23 protein-coding genes and 1 tRNA gene are annotated in these 17,533 nt (G+C 62.2%); 12 read left to right on the top strand and 12 right to left on the bottom strand.

What is annotated here, in order from left to right; translation table 11 throughout:
- Positions 1–106: 106 nt before the first annotated feature.
- A complete protein-coding gene (locus NLM33_RS08555; protein ID WP_254095645.1) occupies positions 107–352 on the top strand; it encodes a hypothetical protein in 246 nt (81 codons plus the stop codon).
- Positions 353–1,257: 905 nt separating this feature from the next.
- Here NLM33_RS08555 and NLM33_RS08560 read toward each other — a convergent pair.
- Positions 1,258–1,500, bottom strand: coding sequence for a hypothetical protein (locus tag NLM33_RS08560; RefSeq protein ID WP_254095646.1), 243 nt, complete (start codon positions 1,498–1,500; stop codon positions 1,258–1,260).
- A gap of 100 nt (positions 1,501–1,600) precedes the next feature.
- Entirely contained in the window at positions 1,601–1,771 is a 171-nt protein-coding gene (locus NLM33_RS08565) for a hypothetical protein (RefSeq protein WP_254095647.1), read from the bottom strand.
- 322 nt (positions 1,772–2,093) lie between these two features.
- Between NLM33_RS08565 and NLM33_RS08570 the strand changes: the two genes are divergently transcribed.
- Positions 2,094–2,741 carry a hypothetical protein gene (locus NLM33_RS08570; RefSeq protein ID WP_254095648.1) on the top strand — a complete coding sequence of 216 codons (648 nt, stop codon included), beginning with the start codon at positions 2,094–2,096 and terminating at the stop codon, positions 2,739–2,741.
- 7 nt (positions 2,742–2,748) lie between these two features.
- On the opposite strand, the gene NLM33_RS08575 is transcribed toward NLM33_RS08570, so the two are convergent.
- Positions 2,749–3,075: a hypothetical protein gene (locus tag NLM33_RS08575; protein ID WP_254095649.1), complete on the bottom strand. Its 327-nt coding sequence runs from the start codon at positions 3,073–3,075 to the stop codon at positions 2,749–2,751.
- Between NLM33_RS08575 and allE the strand changes: the two genes are divergently transcribed.
- From allE to NLM33_RS08595, 4 genes are all read left to right on the top strand, one after another.
- Positions 3,068–3,847 carry a (S)-ureidoglycine aminohydrolase gene (allE, locus tag NLM33_RS08580; protein ID WP_254095650.1) on the top strand — a complete coding sequence of 260 codons (780 nt, stop codon included), beginning with the start codon at positions 3,068–3,070 and terminating at the stop codon, positions 3,845–3,847. The two genes, NLM33_RS08575 and allE, sit on opposite strands and share 8 nt — an antisense overlap.
- 295 nt (positions 3,848–4,142) lie before the next feature.
- Positions 4,143–4,382, top strand: a complete 240-nt coding sequence (locus NLM33_RS08585) for a hypothetical protein (RefSeq protein WP_254095651.1) — start codon at positions 4,143–4,145, stop codon at positions 4,380–4,382.
- A gap of 467 nt (positions 4,383–4,849) precedes the next feature.
- A complete protein-coding gene (locus NLM33_RS08590) occupies positions 4,850–5,161 on the top strand; it encodes a hypothetical protein (RefSeq protein WP_254095652.1) in 312 nt (103 codons plus the stop codon).
- 40 nt (positions 5,162–5,201) lie between these two features.
- On the top strand, positions 5,202–5,417 hold the full coding sequence (locus tag NLM33_RS08595) for a hypothetical protein (RefSeq protein ID WP_254095653.1): 216 nt from the start codon (positions 5,202–5,204) through the stop codon (positions 5,415–5,417).
- A gap of 60 nt (positions 5,418–5,477) precedes the next feature.
- Here NLM33_RS08595 and NLM33_RS08600 read toward each other — a convergent pair whose 3' ends face one another.
- Positions 5,478–5,939 carry a hypothetical protein gene (locus NLM33_RS08600; protein WP_254095654.1) on the bottom strand — a complete coding sequence of 154 codons (462 nt, stop codon included), beginning with the start codon at positions 5,937–5,939 and terminating at the stop codon, positions 5,478–5,480.
- Positions 5,940–6,345: 406 nt separating this feature from the next.
- Between NLM33_RS08600 and NLM33_RS08605 the strand changes: the two genes are divergently transcribed.
- From NLM33_RS08605 to NLM33_RS08620, 4 genes are all read left to right on the top strand, one after another.
- Positions 6,346–6,504, top strand: coding sequence for a hypothetical protein (locus NLM33_RS08605; RefSeq protein ID WP_254095655.1), 159 nt, complete (start codon positions 6,346–6,348; stop codon positions 6,502–6,504).
- A gap of 146 nt (positions 6,505–6,650) precedes the next feature.
- Positions 6,651–6,893, top strand: coding sequence for a hypothetical protein (locus NLM33_RS08610; RefSeq protein ID WP_254095656.1), 243 nt, complete (start codon positions 6,651–6,653; stop codon positions 6,891–6,893).
- Positions 6,894–7,041: 148 nt separating this feature from the next.
- Positions 7,042–7,443 carry a helix-turn-helix domain-containing protein gene (locus NLM33_RS08615; RefSeq protein WP_254094384.1) on the top strand — a complete coding sequence of 134 codons (402 nt, stop codon included), beginning with the start codon at positions 7,042–7,044 and terminating at the stop codon, positions 7,441–7,443.
- Positions 7,440–8,297, top strand: coding sequence for an IS3 family transposase (locus NLM33_RS08620; RefSeq protein WP_254094386.1), 858 nt, complete (start codon positions 7,440–7,442; stop codon positions 8,295–8,297). The genes NLM33_RS08615 and NLM33_RS08620 overlap by 4 nt, the downstream gene beginning before the upstream one ends.
- 438 nt (positions 8,298–8,735) lie before the next feature.
- Here the strand turns inward: NLM33_RS08620 and NLM33_RS08625 are convergent.
- The 7 genes from NLM33_RS08625 to NLM33_RS08655 all read right to left on the bottom strand — a co-directional run bounded on the left by NLM33_RS08625 (position 8,736) and on the right by NLM33_RS08655 (position 13,459).
- A tRNA-Pro gene (locus tag NLM33_RS08625) sits at positions 8,736–8,813 on the bottom strand.
- Between the two features lie 97 nt (positions 8,814–8,910).
- A complete protein-coding gene (locus tag NLM33_RS08630; protein WP_254095657.1) occupies positions 8,911–9,483 on the bottom strand; it encodes a MerR family transcriptional regulator in 573 nt (190 codons plus the stop codon).
- 25 nt (positions 9,484–9,508) lie between these two features.
- Positions 9,509–9,850, bottom strand: a complete 342-nt coding sequence (locus NLM33_RS08635) for an integration host factor subunit alpha (protein ID WP_254095658.1) — start codon at positions 9,848–9,850, stop codon at positions 9,509–9,511.
- A 135-nt stretch (positions 9,851–9,985) separates the two neighbouring features.
- A complete protein-coding gene (locus NLM33_RS08640) occupies positions 9,986–10,963 on the bottom strand; it encodes a beta-ketoacyl-ACP synthase III (RefSeq protein ID WP_254095659.1) in 978 nt (325 codons plus the stop codon).
- On the bottom strand, positions 10,960–12,021 hold the full coding sequence (gene plsX, locus NLM33_RS08645; protein WP_254095660.1) for a phosphate acyltransferase PlsX: 1,062 nt from the start codon (positions 12,019–12,021) through the stop codon (positions 10,960–10,962). The genes NLM33_RS08640 and plsX overlap by 4 nt, the downstream gene beginning before the upstream one ends.
- A 308-nt stretch (positions 12,022–12,329) precedes the next feature.
- Positions 12,330–12,911, bottom strand: a complete 582-nt coding sequence (locus NLM33_RS08650; protein ID WP_254095661.1) for a DUF177 domain-containing protein — start codon at positions 12,909–12,911, stop codon at positions 12,330–12,332.
- Entirely contained in the window at positions 12,908–13,459 is a 552-nt protein-coding gene (locus tag NLM33_RS08655; protein WP_254095662.1) for a ubiquinol-cytochrome C chaperone family protein, read from the bottom strand. The genes NLM33_RS08650 and NLM33_RS08655 overlap by 4 nt, the downstream gene beginning before the upstream one ends.
- Before the next feature lie 98 nt (positions 13,460–13,557).
- Here NLM33_RS08655 and NLM33_RS08660 point away from each other — a divergent pair, with 98 nt between their 5' ends.
- Positions 13,558–14,034: an outer membrane protein assembly factor BamE gene (locus NLM33_RS08660; RefSeq protein ID WP_254095663.1), complete on the top strand. Its 477-nt coding sequence runs from the start codon at positions 13,558–13,560 to the stop codon at positions 14,032–14,034.
- 94 nt (positions 14,035–14,128) lie between these two features.
- Entirely contained in the window at positions 14,129–15,130 is a 1,002-nt protein-coding gene (locus tag NLM33_RS08665; protein WP_254095664.1) for a tripartite tricarboxylate transporter substrate binding protein, read from the top strand.
- Positions 15,131–15,328: 198 nt separating this feature from the next.
- Here NLM33_RS08665 and NLM33_RS08670 read toward each other — a convergent pair whose 3' ends face one another.
- Complete coding sequence (locus NLM33_RS08670; protein WP_254095665.1) at positions 15,329–17,449, bottom strand: sodium-translocating pyrophosphatase; 2,121 nt, start codon at positions 17,447–17,449, stop codon at positions 15,329–15,331.
- Positions 17,450–17,533: the final 84 nt, after the last annotated feature.

Below are 17,533 nucleotides of genomic sequence, written 5' to 3' on the forward strand. Positions count from 1 at the left end.
TGGGGCGAAAGCTGAAGTGAGTCTTCAAGCCATCGTGTCGCGGTCGACACACGGCGTGGCACTCCACTTGCATCTCCTCATGGCGAGTAACAACCAAAGAGGTGAAATGCACATGTTTATTACCGTCGTGGCCGTGCTCTGCCGGCTTGGCGCAACAGCCTCAGGCGGTTGCGTCGAGGAAATCGTGACCGACAGCAACATGACACCCGAAATCTCGCTCATGCAGTGTGCGGTCGGCGCGCAGGCCGAACTCGCAAAATGGATGGGCGAACACCCGATCTATCACGTCAACTGGCGCATCGAACGCTACAAGTGTGTGCTAGGTCACTACGAGATCAAGGGCCACGCCTAAGGCCCAACCCCGAAAGGGGAGGAAACGCCCCAAGGGGGACCGGCTTCTGCCGACCTCTTGCCAAACGTCTGAAATTGGTCGGAGCGAGGATTTGAGCCTCCGACGCTAGCTTCCTAAGCGGAGGCAAGCATTTGATTGTTGTAGATTTTTTCGAAATTGAACTTGCTATCCGGCGAATTGAATCACACGTGCGTTCTGGTTCGGTTGCGAGCTGCATCATGCGACCGGCAAAAGCAGAAGACCGATCGAAGCCAACCTGACTCTCGCTCCAATGGTGCGGGAGGGGCTTGCGCGCGCCATGAGATTCTATGGCGGAAAGCCCGCCACGCCCGATTCGTCATTCATGACGCAACGGGCCAACCTGGGCAGGCAAATGCCGACGGGCATCCGTTGGCAACTGTCCGCCCGAAAACGACTGCGATGAGATGGTGTGGCTAAGCTGCAACGCGCCCTGTGTTCCGACAGGGAACGTCGGATACCGAACCGTTTGTAGGCTCGCGTCGAGATTACGGTACTTGCGCCGAGACTGACATCAGCCGCTTGATATCGGACTCGGTGGCCGCCCGGTATATTTCGGGCGGCCCTTTCCATTTCCGACGCTGCGATTTGGGTTCTGCAATGAACCGCAATCGATACTTCGAAGGGCCGCGTTGCACGGCGTGCGACCAGCCACGCACACTCATCCGAAGCGAACCCGCCGGCGGGCGGTATGAAATTCGATCGTATGAATGTCCAGCCTGCAACAGCGTGCTGCGAATAGTCGAGCGCATCGAACCGAGCATGTTTCCGCGCTGATCAGAACCTCGTCGATGAAAGCGACTTGGTTGCGCCAGACGCTTCTTCGAATGCGCTTACCGTGTCGGCGGAGTTATTTCGACGAGTTGAATTTGGCGGCGCGAAGTCCGTCACTTCGAGGCTTGGTCGATCTTGTGTCCCAAATGCCCGGTGTCGTGGTCGCGACGCAACTGGCTCAGCGACGTCTCGTTCAACTGAAGCAGGACCTCGCTGAGCTGGGTCGCATCCGGATAACCGGCCGCGAAACCCTTGCCGTAGATCTTGCGCAACGTACCGACCAGCGTGTTGCCGTGCTTCTTGCTGATCGCGCCATCCTTGTCCCGATGGCGACCGTCCAGGCCAGGTCCCTTCATGTGTCTCTCCCTGCGGTGCGTCTAACGCGCCGGGACAGCGTGCGCCCAATGGAGTTGATTGGCAACGGTATGACGCGGGGGAGTTGATGCAGGCGGGTGGCTAAGCGGCCTGTTCCTCAAGCGAGGTGTATACTCGACCATCTGGATCAACGATCTGAACGTCCCAGCACCCATCCTCGACAAGCTCTTTGGCTTTCTTGAGGGCGGCGGTGAGTGACAGCCGCTTGAGACTGACGATGCCTGCCGTGTCGAAACCGCTGATTTCAAACATGCTGCTCCTCCCGTTTTGCCGAATCCTACACTCTTGGCGTGAGTTGTCTGCAACTTTTGTCGCGCTTCGAAGCAGGCTGCCCCAATCCTCGGGGGAGCACAACACCTTGCTTCAGCGAGAACCGGGACACGCCGCTCGGGCAATTCAATCCCACAGCCCCGTAGTCGGCCGGGGTTGCCGGGCATGCCAGGCGGCCACGTCGCTAACGCGGAATTAATCCGAAAAGCCCACAATTTTGGAAAGTTGTAGATGGGGCCGCGCAGAGGAGGCGTCGTGAGGACGTTCCGCCGACGGCTTCCTGTTGCTTGCTCATTTGGGGTCAATGCACGTGACCACGACATCCGAAACGCAAGGCCTCACCGGGCAATTCGACCCCGCAGCGCTCGCACGTGCGGTCGCAGCCCCAGAAGCTCCGGTACTGATCAAGCGGTCCAGCCGGAAATCGGTCCTGGCACTGTCCGTGTGTGCCTTGGCCATCAATGGCTCGGCGGCCATCTATACACTGCCGTTTGACCTTCCGTCGCCGCATGTCAGCAGCTTGGCTGAACTGCTTCCGCGCTGGGAAGCTTCCGCGCCAAAACCGGATCCGGTTGTCGCTGCTTTGAAGGATATTCAGTCGGCCCAGCAGCAACATGCCGCCTCGCTGCAGGAGAACAATCACTCATTGCAGCAAAATGCGGCTCTGCAGCAGCAGGATTCAGCTATCCTCGGCTCTCTGCGACAGAGCATCACGGACGAACGGGTCGATGTGAAGAAGATGTCGGCGCAGCTTTCTACGCTTATCGCGAAGGTCGACTCGCTGCAAAGTGCCATGATGTCGGAAATAACCTCTTCCATCCCAAGAGGGCGCGCTCGTGATCGACTGGCGATGCGCAAACGGTTGGCTCGGCAGTCGAAGTCTCTAGGGCCCGTTTCAGTTGGAGGAGCTCCCCTGAGTACGCCAGCCACAGTTTCAGCCCCGGAGAGTTGAATGCGCGTCAAGCAAAACGCTTGGGACTATGTCCCGCGCCAATTTCGGCGGTGACAGTGCACTCAACTCTCTCCGCCTCCATGCCCGACGACACGGCAATAAATTGCGGTGACACCCAATTCTCGTCCGGCCGCAATTCGAAGTGATCGGCACCAATCATCGTCACAGGCCTATATTCGACAGTATCTGAGCATCGTGGATGCCGGAGGATTGCGGCCGGTCCGTTCATCCGCTTAATCTGATCATGCCGGATGGTGATCAGGTCGAGATCATTGTCGCGGCCGCACTTCCGCTGATTGTGAGGCTGTCCCATGCACCCGAATTCGATGACCATTCCGTCTGGCCGCTTGCCGCCCGGCGCCTTCGGCCATACGCGCAGCGTCGTGCGCCGCAACTATGCCTTCATGCCGCCTGAAGGCATCATGGACAGCTATCTGCCCGCATATGAAAAGACGATCGTCCGTTTTCAGGCAGCGCCGGCACTCGGAGCAAAATTCGCACAGGCGATGCTCGAGATCGAGGGCGGTGGCGGCACGCGCGCGCCGATCAGCGATCGCCTCCAGCGCTTCTTCTACGTCATCGGCGGCACGGTACTGCTCTCCGTGAATGACGCGGCACAGATCGAACTTGGCCCGGAGGGCTATGCCTATATGCCGCCGCACACACGGTTCTCGCTTCGGAATGCCGGAGCGAACCAGGCGCAGGTCATCGGTCTCTGGAAGCCTTACGAGGCAATAGACCTGCCGCAGCCAGATCCGATCGTGTCGCACAGGAAAAACGTGGAATGTATCAACCACAATGGCACGGAAGGTCGTACCTGGGAGCACCTGCTCGGCTTCAACGACTTACGGTTTGACATGGAGATGAACATCCTGAGCTTCCAGCCGGGCGCACATTTTCCAGATGTCGAGACACACATCATGGAGCATGGCCTCTACATGCTGGAAGGCCAGGGCATGTATCTTCTCGGTGCCGACTGGCACGAGACTTGGACCAGCGACTTCATCTGGATGGGCCCGTATTGCCCGCAGCTCTTCTACCCGACAGGATGGAGCAAAGCCGCCTATCTCCTCTACAAGGATGTCAATCGCGATGTCACCTTCTGACGCGCATCAAAAGCCGGCGAGGAGGTACAGGCTCGTGAGATAGGGCCGCCAGCGAGTCTCGCGTCAGTACCGACGGAGCTTCTGGGCTACTCCGAGTGCGCGCATCGCTTTGCCGCTCTTTGACGGTACGATGGATTTGCGCTCGGCGGAGCGCACAGGGAGGGACGGCTCTGGTGTGTTCCAGCCTCGCGCGCCGGAGCCCGTTCTCGTTTGCAGGATCGGGCAGGCCATCGAACGCGAGGAATAGCCATGAAATCCAGTCGTGAAGCGATCTCGCTGTACGGCAAGCTCGTAGATGCGTGACCTTGAAGAAAGCGACCGCGAAGCCTGGGCTCGCATGGCCGCACACCATATCGTTGACGGCGCCTTAGCCGCGAGCGAGCGAATGCCAGGACCGCATCCGGCACCGGACCAAGTCGCGCTCCTGCGTGAGATCGCGCGGCGTGCCTTGTGGCATTTGCCCAACTCGGGCGACGAGGCGCGGCAGTTGGTTCGCTACATTGATATCGAAAATCTGCGCCAACCGAAGGGTTGAAAGCAAAAGCGCGGGACCGAAACCCTGCGCCCTTTGCTCTGGAAGCGAGGCCCGGCATTGGAGGCAAATCCGAACCGGACCTCGCAGCCGCCAACCCCGCGGGGGAATCGACGGCGACAGTAGATCGCATGGTAGGCTGACATCCGCCTTACAAGGCCCGCCGTTTCCTTGAGCCAGATCAACGTCCGGCGCTACAGCCGAGCAAAACACAAGCCGTCTCAGAACAGGTCGATGATCTGATCATGATCGGCAGAAACACAAATGAACGTGCAAGTCGGTTCCGCCAGATATTCATGGGCCTGATACTCGCCCTGATCTGGGCGCCCACCTTCTGGTTCATGGTCAAACTGTTTCTAGCATTCCCGAAAGGATAGGCCCGCCAGCGTGAACCGGCGGGCCCCGATGTCACCGACTCAGTCGGCGGGCCTCTACAATCAGTCGGCGGGCCTTGCGTAGCAGATCCGGCCATGACCCAGCGAACGTTGCAGACAATCGAATGGAACGCTTATCCGCTTCAAATCCCACCAGCGAAGGAGCGCCTGCTGTTGATCGTGTCGGCAGCCGGCCAGCCACCAAGTCTCAAGCTCATAGGCAAGAGTGAGGTTGCAATCGGATATTGGACGGGCGACGCCTTTCGGGTGATGTCCGGCTTTTTGCGACCGCGGCTGATGTCTGATTGGCAGCCGGCGGTTACCCATTGGGCGAGACTTGCGCCATGTTGGCCCCAAGGGATCGATCTTGTTCGCGACAGAAGATTCGACTCTGACGTTCGGGATTGAGCGCGGGATCGAAGCCCCGCGGAACGCAAGGAGGGGGAACATGACTGACGATCAAGTCAATCGGATTGTCGAGCACCTGTGCCAGCACTTGCACGTAGCCGTCCGGTTGAAGGGCACACAGCCCGAGATCCATCCACCCAACCTCAAGGATCTTGGATTCGATTCTGCGTCTGTGAGAGCTGTATTGCTGACCGGCTTGCATTGGGCGGGCATCACAATAGTCGACAAGATAGAGACCGGTGAAGAGCCGCCCTAGTCCTAACGAGACGCGCGGGAACCCCGCGCCGCCTTCCTGTCACCGCACTACCTGGCCTGGCTAGGTGTGGTGCAATTCCCGCTCAATCGCTTTTAACCGTTTTCTAAGAGCGCGATCTATGGCGCTGGCTTCTCTTGGCGCGATTCTTCCCTTGGTGATGTCGGTCAGTATCCTGCTCTGAAACACTGCGATCTGCTCCAACGTCATCTGCTCGATTTGAGCTATCCGCGCCTCAACGTCGGCATCTGCTTCCGCCGCTTTCCTATTGCGCATGCCTTCCTCCCTCGGTGGCATGACTTTGATCCTGGACCCCGGCGGCGCCGAAACAAGACGCCAGCGCCGCCGAGCTTGTGGATAAGTTACTGCCTCAACCGGCGGGCATGCGCCGCCAGCCGTTGCCGGTTGCGCTTCGTGTGCGATCGGCGCCTGATTTGCCGAATTTTCAATGACCCGTTTCGCGGTCGAACGAGGGCACACCACTGTGAGCAGGCCATCCGCAGTAAGGGCCGTCACCGTCACCATCGACGGTTTTGAACACCACGGAACATTTTTCGTTCAAAGTTCAATGGTGCACGTTCAGTCACAGGTCGGATCTAAGGCCACTCAGGTCGGAGGGTCGCCGCCCGAAATGATTGCTAGGTTACTGCTTGCAGAACTAGTGCGCGCCGCCAGCGCAACCGATTAGGCCACGGTCAGCGGCTGGCGTACGGCTTGAGGGCAAAAGCGAAATAGCGCTTGCGCTCGCCCTGCGGTTGCCCGAGCATCCGCGGCGGTCTCAGTGGGGGCAAGGGGGATCCCGCCCTTAAGGAGTACGTGCAGGCGTGCATGCACCGTCGATAGTGGCGGGGCGCTTCGGCGCGCGCGGGAACCATTTGGCCCGCGGCGAGTCCTAAAGGCATATCGATCCTATGTTGCTGAGGATCGACCGATGAACACAGCAGTCGCCTATGCGATCTCGGCTTTCATGGTGGGCTTCGGCCTCTGGATCCTCATTGTCGGCCTAAGCTCCAGCGCACCCGTTTTGTGGGCTTGCGCGGCCCTCATCCCCATCGCCGTCGGGCTCGCAAGCGCCATCGGTCCCAGCTAACGATTTCATCCCCTCGTGGGGCGTCTCGGCGCGCCTATGCACCCCTATGCGAATTCGCTCGACGACCTGCGGGGGCCGCCGTCATAGGGAACTTTGGGGGCCGTGGGCAGTTGATGAGCTTAATCCCCGACAAGCGGAGTTTTCCCATGCGCGAGAGGCGCAGGATGGCAGCAGGCCCAGCGTCTGCCCGCGCCACCAAGGCATCGGTTGAGCCCCTCCGGACCGGTTATGCCTTAGTGATTGACGGACACATCAAGGCGAGCTTCGAGACAAAAGTCAGCGCTCTGGAAGCAGGCACACAGCTGAAGAGGCAATCTCCTCGGCTCCAAGTTAAAATCTACGACGCTGAAACCAAGCTCAGCGAGACTGTTGAGATCGCCGAAGCCTGATGACTCGGACTGACATTGCAGAGGCCTTAGGATGTTAGAAAAGGCGATGCAGCTTCAGCTTCCGCATTGGAATTACGGTGACAGTGCTGGACTGCACCCCTGAAGCGAGACACGATAATTTCAGTGACAGGCATTTCAAGGATGACCTGTGGCAGTACAAGGAAAGAACCGTCAGTTTCCGACGGCCTACAAAATAAAGGCGATCAAGCGGGTTGAGAGAGGCGACGGCGTTCTGCCGGTAGCCCGTGAACTCGGGATTTCTCGCAAGATTCTCCACGACTGGATCAAGGCGTGGAAGGCCGATGGGCCAGACGGGTTGAACCGCAAGCGCGGACCCAAGCCTGGCCCCCGCAAGCTGAAGCCGCTAGCGACGTACAACGACAAGCGCTCCGCCCTCGCGCTCGCCAAAGCGCGCATCGCCGAGCTCGAAGGGCTGGTGGGGCGCCAGCAGATGGATCTCGATTTTTTTCGACAAGCCTTGCGCGCCTTGGAGCGGCCGGCAGCGCAAGGCAAACCCGCATCCGCATCGTCGAAGTCATCCAAGCGATGACTTCGCAGGTAACAGACGCAAACGCCGACGTGCAGCGACTATGCCGCCTCGCGGGCCTGCCGCGCGCGACGTATTACCGCCATCTCGCCAAACGCAGCAGCGAGACAGCAGATTGCGAGCTGCGCGATGTGATCCAGCGCATCTGCCTCAAGCACGTCTTCTACGGCTATCGGCGGGTGACAGCTGCCCTCCGGCGCCAAGGTATGGCGGTGAATGCCAAGAAAGTTCAGCGGCTTATGCGCCAGGATAATCTGCTCGCGCAGCGCAAGACGCCGTTCCTGAAGCCGCCTGCGGAACGGCCATCGGGCGTTCTCGTCGTCCCCAATCTGGTCCGCGGCCTGGTGCCATCCGCACCCGATCAGATCTGGGTCGCCGACATCACCTATGTCCATCTCGCCAAGACCTTCGCCTATCTCGCCGTCATTCTGGATGCCTTCTCGCGCAAGGCTGTCGGATGGGCTTTTGAAGACACGCTCGATGCCTCACTCGCCATCGCTGCACTGGAGAAAGCCATCGCCACCAGGAAGCCGGCACCCGGCAGCCTGATCCATCACTCCGACCGCGGAGTGCAATATGCGTCCATCGCCTATCGCCAGCGACTGGCCGATCGCGACATCACCATCAGCATGAGCAGGCCGGGCAATCCCTTCGACAACGCCAAGGCCGAAAGCTTCATGAAGACGCTCAAGGCCGAGCAGGTCAACGGCCGGGCCTTTACTGACCTGGGCGACGCGCGCCGCCACATCAACAGCTTTATCGCAGAGGTCTACAACAAAGAGCGCCTCCATTCGGCGCTCGGATATCAGTCGCCTCTTGAATTCGAAACCGCGTTCGCCCAAAACAAAGCGCGATAACGCATCGTGACAACCCCGCTGTCACTGAAATTATCGTGTCTCACTTCAGGGGTGCAGTCCAGTGCACCTAATTCTCATCCGGCCTTGTACGTGGGCGGGCGGCGAAAGGACAAATACGTACACTGTCACTGTAATCCAAGGCGTCCGACCGGACTGCGCAGCGACCATGGGGTAGCGCCCTTCAAGAGAGCGGTACCGCCACCTTCGCGGCTCATCCTCCGCTTCTAGGTCTTGCAGGGGCTCCGCGCTGGCAATGGCGCCATCCCACCGATTTGCCCCGAGGTCTCAAGGATTTCGTAGAATCCGCAGAGCCTAGCGCCGCCTGTCAGCGGCTACTTTGCATGGGGTTGTTTTCGACGTTTTGGCCGGACGGTCGCCAACGGGCGGTCCGTTGGCAACTGACCGCCCGAAAACGACTTTGCAATGATTGCTGAATTTTGGTCGGAGCGAGAGGATTTGAACCTCCGACCCCTAGTCTCCCAGACTAGTGCGCTAACCGGGCTGCGCCACGCTCCGAATGCCGTTCCCATAGCTAGGATCGCCGCTTTGCGCAAGCCGCCTGAACCGCCCGCACGACCGGGAACATTCCCCTGAAATCGCAGAATGCGCCGGCTCAGCCGGCCTTGAGCGCCTCATCGATCAGTTCGCGGCAGGCAACGAGGTCCTGAAGCACCCGCTCCAGCCGCTCCCGGTCGGCCGGGTTCGGGCCGGCGCGGTCGGCCGGGCCCTTGCGGAAGGTGGTGAGGATTTCCTCGTCGTCGATCTCGGCGAAGCGGAAATCGATGCCCTCCTCCTCCTCGCCCTGGTAGTCGTCATCGTCGGTATCGGCGACGCCGCGGATTTCGGGTTCGTCCTCGGTCTCCATCAGGCTCTGCCCGATCGCATCCTCGATCGCGCCGAACGAGACCGCAGCCGACGAATCGGCGAGCCCCTGGACCGACTTGATGCCGTGCTCCTTCAGGATCCGCTGCACGCCGCGGATAGTATAGCCCTCGCCGTAGAGCAGCCGGCGGATGCCCTTGAGCAGGTCGACGTCGTCGGGGCGGTAGTAGCGGCGGCCGCCGCTGCGCTTCATCGGCTTGATCTGGGAGAAGCGGGTCTCCCAGAACCGCAGGACGTGCTGCGGGATGTCGAGGTCCTGCGCTACTTCGCTGATGGTGCGGAACGCATCCGGCGCCTTGTCCAAATGCGGCTCTCCTTATGGGAGGCGATTACGCCTCGGCCTGAGTCTTGCTGCCGTCGCCATTGGCCTTGTGTTGCGAATTGATCCGCTGCTTCAGGATGGCGGACGGCTTGAACACCATCACCCGGCGCGGCGAAATCGGCACTTCGGTACCGGTCTTCGGATTGCGGCCGATACGCTGACCCTTCTTACGCACCATAAAGGAGCCGAACGAGGACAGTTTCACCGTCTCGCCCCGCTCGAGGCAATCGGTGATCTCCTTCAATACGAGTTCCACGAAGGCAGACGATTCCGTCCGCGACAGGCCGACCTTTTGGTAGACGGCCTCGCAGAGATCGACACGCGTTACGGTTTTACTAGTCTCGGTCATCGCCCTGCCCCACATCACGGCGAACAATTGTCGTCTAAAATTATGAGGTTACGAGACGACGGTCAACCCGCTCATCCCCGCTTGAGTCGGCAAAATACGCTGCAATCTCGGCAAAATTTTATCGATCGCGCTCTGCTACCAGCGGACGAGCGCGGAACCCCAGGTGAAACCGCCGCCCATCGCTTCCAGAAGCAGCAGGTCGCCCTTCTTGACCCGACCGTCCTTCACCGCGACCGACAGCGCCAGCGGTATAGAGGCCGCCGAGGTGTTGCCGTGCTTGTCGACGGTCAGCACCACCTTCTGCGGCGCAATATGCAGCTTGTGGGCGGACGCATCGATGATTCGCTTGTTGGCCTGGTGCGGGATGAACCAGTGGATGTCCTCGGCGGTCATGCCGGTTGCGTTGAAGGCATCGACGATCACGTCGGTGATCATGCCGACCGCGTGCTTGAACACCTCCTTGCCTTCCATGCGCAAGTGGCCAACCGTCCTGGTCGAGCCGGGCCCCCCATCGACGAACAGCTTGGCCTTGTGGCGACCGTCCGAACGGAGATGCGTGGTCAGCACGCCGCTGTCGGAGATCTTGCCCGGTTGCGTCTGCGCTTCCAGCACGATGGCGCCGGCGCCGTCGCCGAACAGCACGCACGTGCCGCGGTCGTTCCAGTCGAGGATACGCGAGAAGGTTTCCGCGCCGATCACCAGCGCGCGCTTGTAGGCGCCGGTGCGCAGGAAATTGTCGGCAGTGGCGAGCGCGAACACGAAGCCGGAGCAGACCGCCTGGAGGTCGAACGCCACGCCATGGTTGATCCCGAGCCCGTGCTGGACGGCGACTGCGGTCGCCGGAAACGTGTTGTCGGGCGTCGAGGTCGCGAGCACGATCAGATCGATCGCCTGCGGATCGAGCCGGGCATGAGCGAGCGCGGCGCGCGCCGCCTTGATCGCAAGGTGCGAGGTGAACTCGTCGTCGGCCGCGATGTGACGCTCGCGAATGCCCGTGCGTTGCACGATCCACTCGTCCGATGTGTCGATGCGGGCCGCCAACTCGGCATTGGTCACGACACGCTCCGGCAAATAGCTGCCGCAGCCGAGCACGACCGATCGAATTTGAGTCACGAAACAGCCTCCTGCGCGGTCGGCACTGAAGTCAGCGCGCCACCGTCGCGGTTGAGCATCTGATTGATCTTGTTCAGGAGATCGTAGTGGACCATCTCATAGCCAACATCGATCGCATAGGCAAAGCCTTCGGCGCTGATTCCGCCGTGGCTCTTGACCACGAGGCCCCTCAATCCGAGGAACACACCGCCATTGGACTTGTTCGGGTCCATCTTGTCGCGCAGGGCCTGGAAAGCACCGCGCGCGAAGAGGTAGCCCAGCTTGGACAACCAGCTCCGCTGCATCTCGTTACGGAGCAATTCCGCCATCTGCCGCGCGGTTCCCTCGGCCGCCTTGAGTGCGATATTGCCGCTGAAACCTTCGGTGACGATGACGTCGGCCAGTCCCTTGCCGATGCCGTCACCCTCGACGAAGCCGAGATAGTCGAGCTCCGGCAGGTTCATCGCGCGCAGCTTTTCGCCGGCCTCGCGGATCTCCTCGTGTCCCTTGATCTCCTCGGTTCCGATATTGAGCAGGCCGACCGAGGGGCGCGGCTTGTCGAACAGCACACTCGCCATCGCCGCGCCCATGACTGCGAGCGACACCAGATGGTGCGCATCGCCGCCGATGGTGGCGCCGAGGTCGAGCACGACGGAATCGCCGCGCTTGGTCGGCCATAACCCGGCAATAGCCGGGCGATCGATGCCCGGCAGCGTACGCAGGTGGAAGCGCGACATCGCCATCAGTGCGCCGGTGTTACCGGCGGAGACCGCAACATCCGCCTCGCCTTTCTTGACCGCGTCAATGGCGAGCCACATCGAGGAGGTCTTGCGGCCGCGCCGCAGCGCCTGGCTCGGCTTGTCCTCCATGCCGACGGCGACGTCGGTGTGAATCACCTTCGAGGCGGCCTTTAGCGAGGGATGCCTCTGGAGCTCCGGCTCGATCTTGGCGCGGTCGCCGACCAGCAGGAATTCAGTATCGGGATGCCGGGCAAGCGAGATGGCCGCGCCGGGAATGACGACGGGCGCGCCGACATCGCCTCCCATGGCGTCAAGCGCGATTCGAACCTTGCTTGGCATGAACTCCCGGAAACCTGGTCTCGTGCGGTCTAAGAACTAGCGGGGCCGCGGAATGGGTTCGCCATCATCAACAGCGATCGGCCAGGCGCCACGCCGCACCCGAACCGGGCCGCGACAATAACGTTTCCCCGCGTCGAAACAACCTCTTGACCCCAGCCTTTTGCATCCCGGGCGATCCCGGATCGCGCCCGCCCCAGCGAGAAAAATATCATGAAATCAAACCGATGAAGCAATGTTTCAACCTGACGAGGCAAACCATTCATGCACATCGCAAAGCGAGCCCACCCGCGGCGCACCGTTATTTGCCCTCATTTGCGCTTGGGCTTGTCTTTGGGTTCGTCCTGGAGCGCCTTCAACGCCGCAAAGGGGTGATCCTCGGGATCGGGGGCCGTCACCTGCGCCTCGAACACCGCCCCCGGCTTACGCGGATAGGGGTCGATGCCCAAGAACAGGGCGTCCGTCGCCAGCCGGCCGAGGTCGATGACGCCGCCAATGATCGCCTCCGGCGGTTCGGGGGCGGCCTCGGCGTCGTCGCTGTCCTGCCCCTCCTCGATGAGGTCGGCGAGCCGCCGCGCCTCGGCCTCGGGTGCGAACATCAGGTCGATCTCCTCGTCGATCTCGCTCTCGATCGGGTCGAGCGTCACCACGCAGGTCTGGCCGATCCGCGCCCGGACGTTGCCGGTAACATGCACCCGCCCGCCGCTCTTCGGGGACACGTCGAAAGAGGCTTGGGCGGAGAGGACCTCGCGAACGCCCGCGACCCCGGCGATGGCCTCGCGCTCGCGGCTCGATGCCTCGATCTCCCTATGCACACCGGTGTCCGGAATCTGGGCCACGATCAGGGGCACGCGCCAAGGATCGGTCTCGGGTCCGGCATTGGGTCTGGTCATGGCGCCACATGCTCCCCTGGCGGCGGTGGAAACGCAAATGAACCGCGCAGCAGCGCGCCCTGGTCGGTCCGGGCGAGCTCGGCTTCCGTGGCCCTCGCATAGGCCGCAAGCCGCCGCGCCTGCGCGCTGTCGGTCCCATTCAAAATATTCTTGCAGATCGCCGATGCCAGCGCCTCGCCGCCTTCGTCCATGGCTTGGTCGTAGGCCCGGGCCCGGCCATAAAAGGCCTCGCCAAAGGCCCGCATCCGCTTGGGAACGGCCTGATCCCCGATACCCATCTCCCGCAAATTGTCGTCCATGTCCTCGCAGAAGCGGTCGAACAGCGCCTGCGACAGTTCGGTGTCGTCGGAAGCCGCCCGCAGCCGGCGCAGCAGGAGCCACAAATGCAGGAGAACCAGGTCGAATCGGCCATTAACCGTGTCCGGGACGGCCAAGTCCCGGTAAAACATGGGTTCTCGCGCCTGCGTCACGATCATGCCATAGATGGTCTCAATGGTGCCGCGCGGGGCTAGCGGGGGTTTCCTGAAGTGTTTGAACGGCCAAAGCATTGTGGGTTCCACAAGCGTGCGTGCGCGGGTTGCGCTCGCCGCGTCTGCCCGGTACTTCAGCGCCTCGCGCGACGCAAGGGGACGGGATAGTTCCGAGAATGACCAATTCGAGCCAGACCAGCCACCGCGGAACCAAGGCGCGCGGCCATTATGCGCGCTGGCGCGCCGTCGCCGCCGCGGCGTTCGTCAGCATCGCGCTTGCCGCCTGCACGGGCGAGCAGTTCCAGAAGGGCTACATCCTGCCGCCGGGTGCACTCGAGCAGATTCCACTCGGCGCGAGCCAGGATCAGGTGCTGATCGTGATGGGCACGCCCTCCACCGTCGCGACGCTGGACGGTGAGGTGTTCTATTACATCTCGCAGCGCTCGCAACGCCCGGTCGCCTTCATGAACCAGAGTGTCGTCGACCAGCGCGTGATCGCAATCTACTTCGACAAGAACCGGCGCGTGCGCCGGCTTGCGAATTACGGCCTGCAGGACGGCAAGATCTTCGACTCCATCAGCCGCTCCACGCCGACCTCGGGTCAGGAGCTCAACTACCTCACACCGCTGTTCAAGCTGCTCAGCTTCAACTGAGATCAGGCTGCGGCGTCGTGCCGCTCCACGCTGCTTGCGGTTGCAGCCCACGTTCCCTACGCTCCCTGCAAAACAAGACGCAGGGAGTGGGTTCGTGACCAGGAGATCGTTTTCCCGCCGGCGCGTGCTGACCGGCGCGGCAGCCCTGTCGACGGCGGCGATCCTGCCGCGCGCGAGCCTTGCCGACTGGAAGCCCACCGAGAACATCCGCATCATCGTGCCGGCTGCCGCCGGCGGCTCGACCGACGTCATGGGACGGCTGCTCGCGGCGCATCTGCAAACCGCCTGGGGCCAATCGGCGGTCGTGGAGAACCGCTCGGGCGGCGGCGGCACCATCGGCACCGCGGAAGCCGCGCGCGCCAAAGCGGATGGCCACACCATCCTGATCGGCAATCCCGGCCCCAACGCGATCGCCTACAGCATCTTCAAGAACCTCAGCTATAAGGCCGACCAGCTCCAGGCGGTCTCCAACATGATCCGGATCCCGAACATCGTCTCGGCGCATCCGAAGACCGGTATCAAGTCGATCGGAGAGCTGATCGCCTTCCTCAAGGCCAATCCGGATAAGTTCAGCTACGCCTCCTCCGGCGTCGGCCAGAGCCCTCACCTCACCGGCGCCTGGTTTCTCCAGCTCACCGGGCTGAAGATGACGCACATCCCGTTCCGCGGCGCGGGGCCCGCGCTCCAGGCGGCGCTCGCCGGCGACATCCAGATCCTGTTCGACAACCTCTATCCGAGCCTGCCGCAGGTGCAGAACGGCACGCTCAACGGGCTCTGCGTCACCACGCCGGAGCGCAGCGAGCTCGCGCCCAACCTTCCGACCATGCGCGAGAGCGCGCCGGAGCTTGCCAATTTCGACGTGTCGTCCTGGTTCGGCGTCTTCCTGCCGAAGAACGTGCCCGCACCCGTACTCGAGGCGCTGAATCTTCAGGTGAAGGCGATGCTCGCGCGCGAGGAGATCAGGAAGAACATCGTCTCCATGGGCGCCCGCGCCGACTACGGCACCCCGCAGCAATTTTCCGATTTCGTCGATGCCGAGACCAAGAAGTTCGCGGGCATCATCGCGAAGGAAGGTCTTCAGATGGATGTGCAGTAGGCGCTGTTCGTCATTCCGGGGCGGTCCGCAGGACCGAACTATGGTGCGCACTTGCGCACCTGAGAATCTCGAGATTCCGGGTTCGATGCTCCGGGCCGCGCTTGCGGTCCCGTCGCATCGCCCCGGAATGACACCCAGGAGAAAACAAAAACCCCGCGGCTTGCGCCGCGGGGTTTTGTTTTGCGCTGTCGCCGTTGCTTAGTGCGCGAGGATCGCCAGCAGCAGCAAGGCCACGATGTTGGTGATCTTGATCATCGGGTTCACCGCGGGGCCCGCCGTATCCTTGTAGGGATCGCCGACGGTGTCGCCGGTCACGGCGGACTTGTGGGCGTCGGAGCCCTTGCCGCCGAAATGGCCGTCCTCGATGTACTTCTTCGCGTTGTCCCAGGCACCGCCGCCCGAGGTCATCGAGATCGCGACGAACAGACCGGTCACGATCACGCCGAGCAGCATGGCGCCGACGGCGGAGAACGCCGCCGATTTACCGGCCGCGCCGCCGCCCGCAATCGTGTAGATCAAGAAGTAGACGACGATCGGCGACAGCACCGGCAGCAGCGAGGGGATGATCATCTCCTTGATCGCCGCCTTGGTCAGCAGGTCGACGGCCTTGCCGTAGTCCGGCTTGTCGGTGCCCTGCATGATGCCCGGCTTCTCGCGGAACTGGCGCCGCACCTCCTCGACGATCGCGCTGGCCGCACGGCCGACCGCGGTCATGCCCATCGCGCCGAACAGGTACGGCAGCAGGCCGCCGAACAGGAGGCCCACCACGACGTAGGGGTTGTTGAGCGAGAAGTCCGGATTGACGCCGGCGAAGTAGGTGTGGTGCGCGGAATCCGCAACGAAGAACTTGAGGTCCTGGTTGTAGGCCGCGAACAGCACCAGCGCACCGAGACCGGCGGAGCCGATCGCGTAGCCCTTGGTCACCGCTTTGGTGGTGTTGCCGACCGCGTCGAGCGCGTCGGTCGACTTGCGCACCTCCTTGGGCAGACCCGCCATCTCGGCGATGCCGCCGGCGTTGTCGGTCACCGGGCCGAAGGCGTCGAGCGCGACGACCATGCCGGCGAGCGCCAGCATGGTGGCGGTCGCGATCGCGATGCCGAACAGGCCGGCAAGGCTGTAGGTGACGAGGATGCCGGCGATGATGACGATCGCGGGCAGCGCGGTCGCTTCCATCGAGACCGCGAGGCCCTGGATCACGTTGGTGCCGTGGCCGGTCACCGAGGCCTGGGCGATCGACTTCACCGGACGATAGTCGGTGCCGGTGTAGTACTCGGTGATCCAGATGATCAGCGCGGTGACGACGAGGCCGACCACGCCGCACTCGAACAGCGCCATGCCGGTGAACTCGACACCATCGAGCTTGCCGAAGCCGATCAGGTAGTAGATCACGCCGGCAATGCCGATCAGCGACAGGACGCCGGTAGCGATCAGGCCCTTGTAGAGCGCGCCCATGATCGACTGGCTCGGCCCGAGCTTCACGAAGAAGGTGCCGATGATCGAGGTAATGATGCAGATGCCGCCGATCGCGAGCGGCAGCGTCATCATGCTGGCGAGAATCGGCGTCTTGGCGAAGAAGATCGCCGCCAGAACCATGGTGGCGACTGCGGTCACCGCGTAGGTCTCGAACAGGTCGGCGGCCATGCCGGCGCAGTCGCCGACGTTGTCGCCGACGTTGTCGGCGATCGTTGCCGGGTTGCGCGGATCGTCCTCGGGGATGCCGGCCTCGACCTTGCCGACGAGGTCGCCGCCGACGTCCGCACCCTTGGTGAAGATGCCGCCGCCGAGACGGGCGAAGATCGAGATCAGCGAGGCGCCGAAGCCGAGCGCCACCATGGCGTCGACGACGGTGCGGCTGTCAGGTGCAAGCTTCAGCGAATAGGTCAGGAAGCCGAAATAGAGCGTCACACCGAGAAGCGCGAGGCCGGCCACCAGAAGGCCGGTGATGGCGCCCGCCTTGAAGGCGAGCTCGAGACCGCCGGCGAGCGACGTCGTCGCAGCCTGCGCGGTGCGCACATTGGCGCGGACCGAGACGTTCATGCCGATGAAGCCCGCCGCCCCCGACAGGATGGCGCCGATGGCAAAGCCGACGGCAACGTAGATACCCAGGAAATAGGCAAGCAGCACGAAGATGACGATGCCGACGATGCCGATCGTCGTGTACTGACGTCGCAGATAGGCCTGCGCGCCCTCGCGGACCGCTCCGGCGATTTCCTGCATGCGCGGTGACCCCGCATCCGCGCTCAACACCGAAGACGTCGCCCAGATCGCGTAGACGACAGAGAGCACTCCGCAGAGCACTATCAACCATAATGCTGTCATGTGAATTTTGCCTCAGATCCTTGATGTACCCCCAGCGCCGATTTTTTCCCGTTGCTACCGAGTGGCGCCTTAAAGCGGGACCGC

The organism is Bradyrhizobium sp. CCGUVB1N3, from assembly GCF_024199925.1.
Classification (GTDB): Bacteria; Pseudomonadota; Alphaproteobacteria; order Rhizobiales; family Xanthobacteraceae; genus Bradyrhizobium.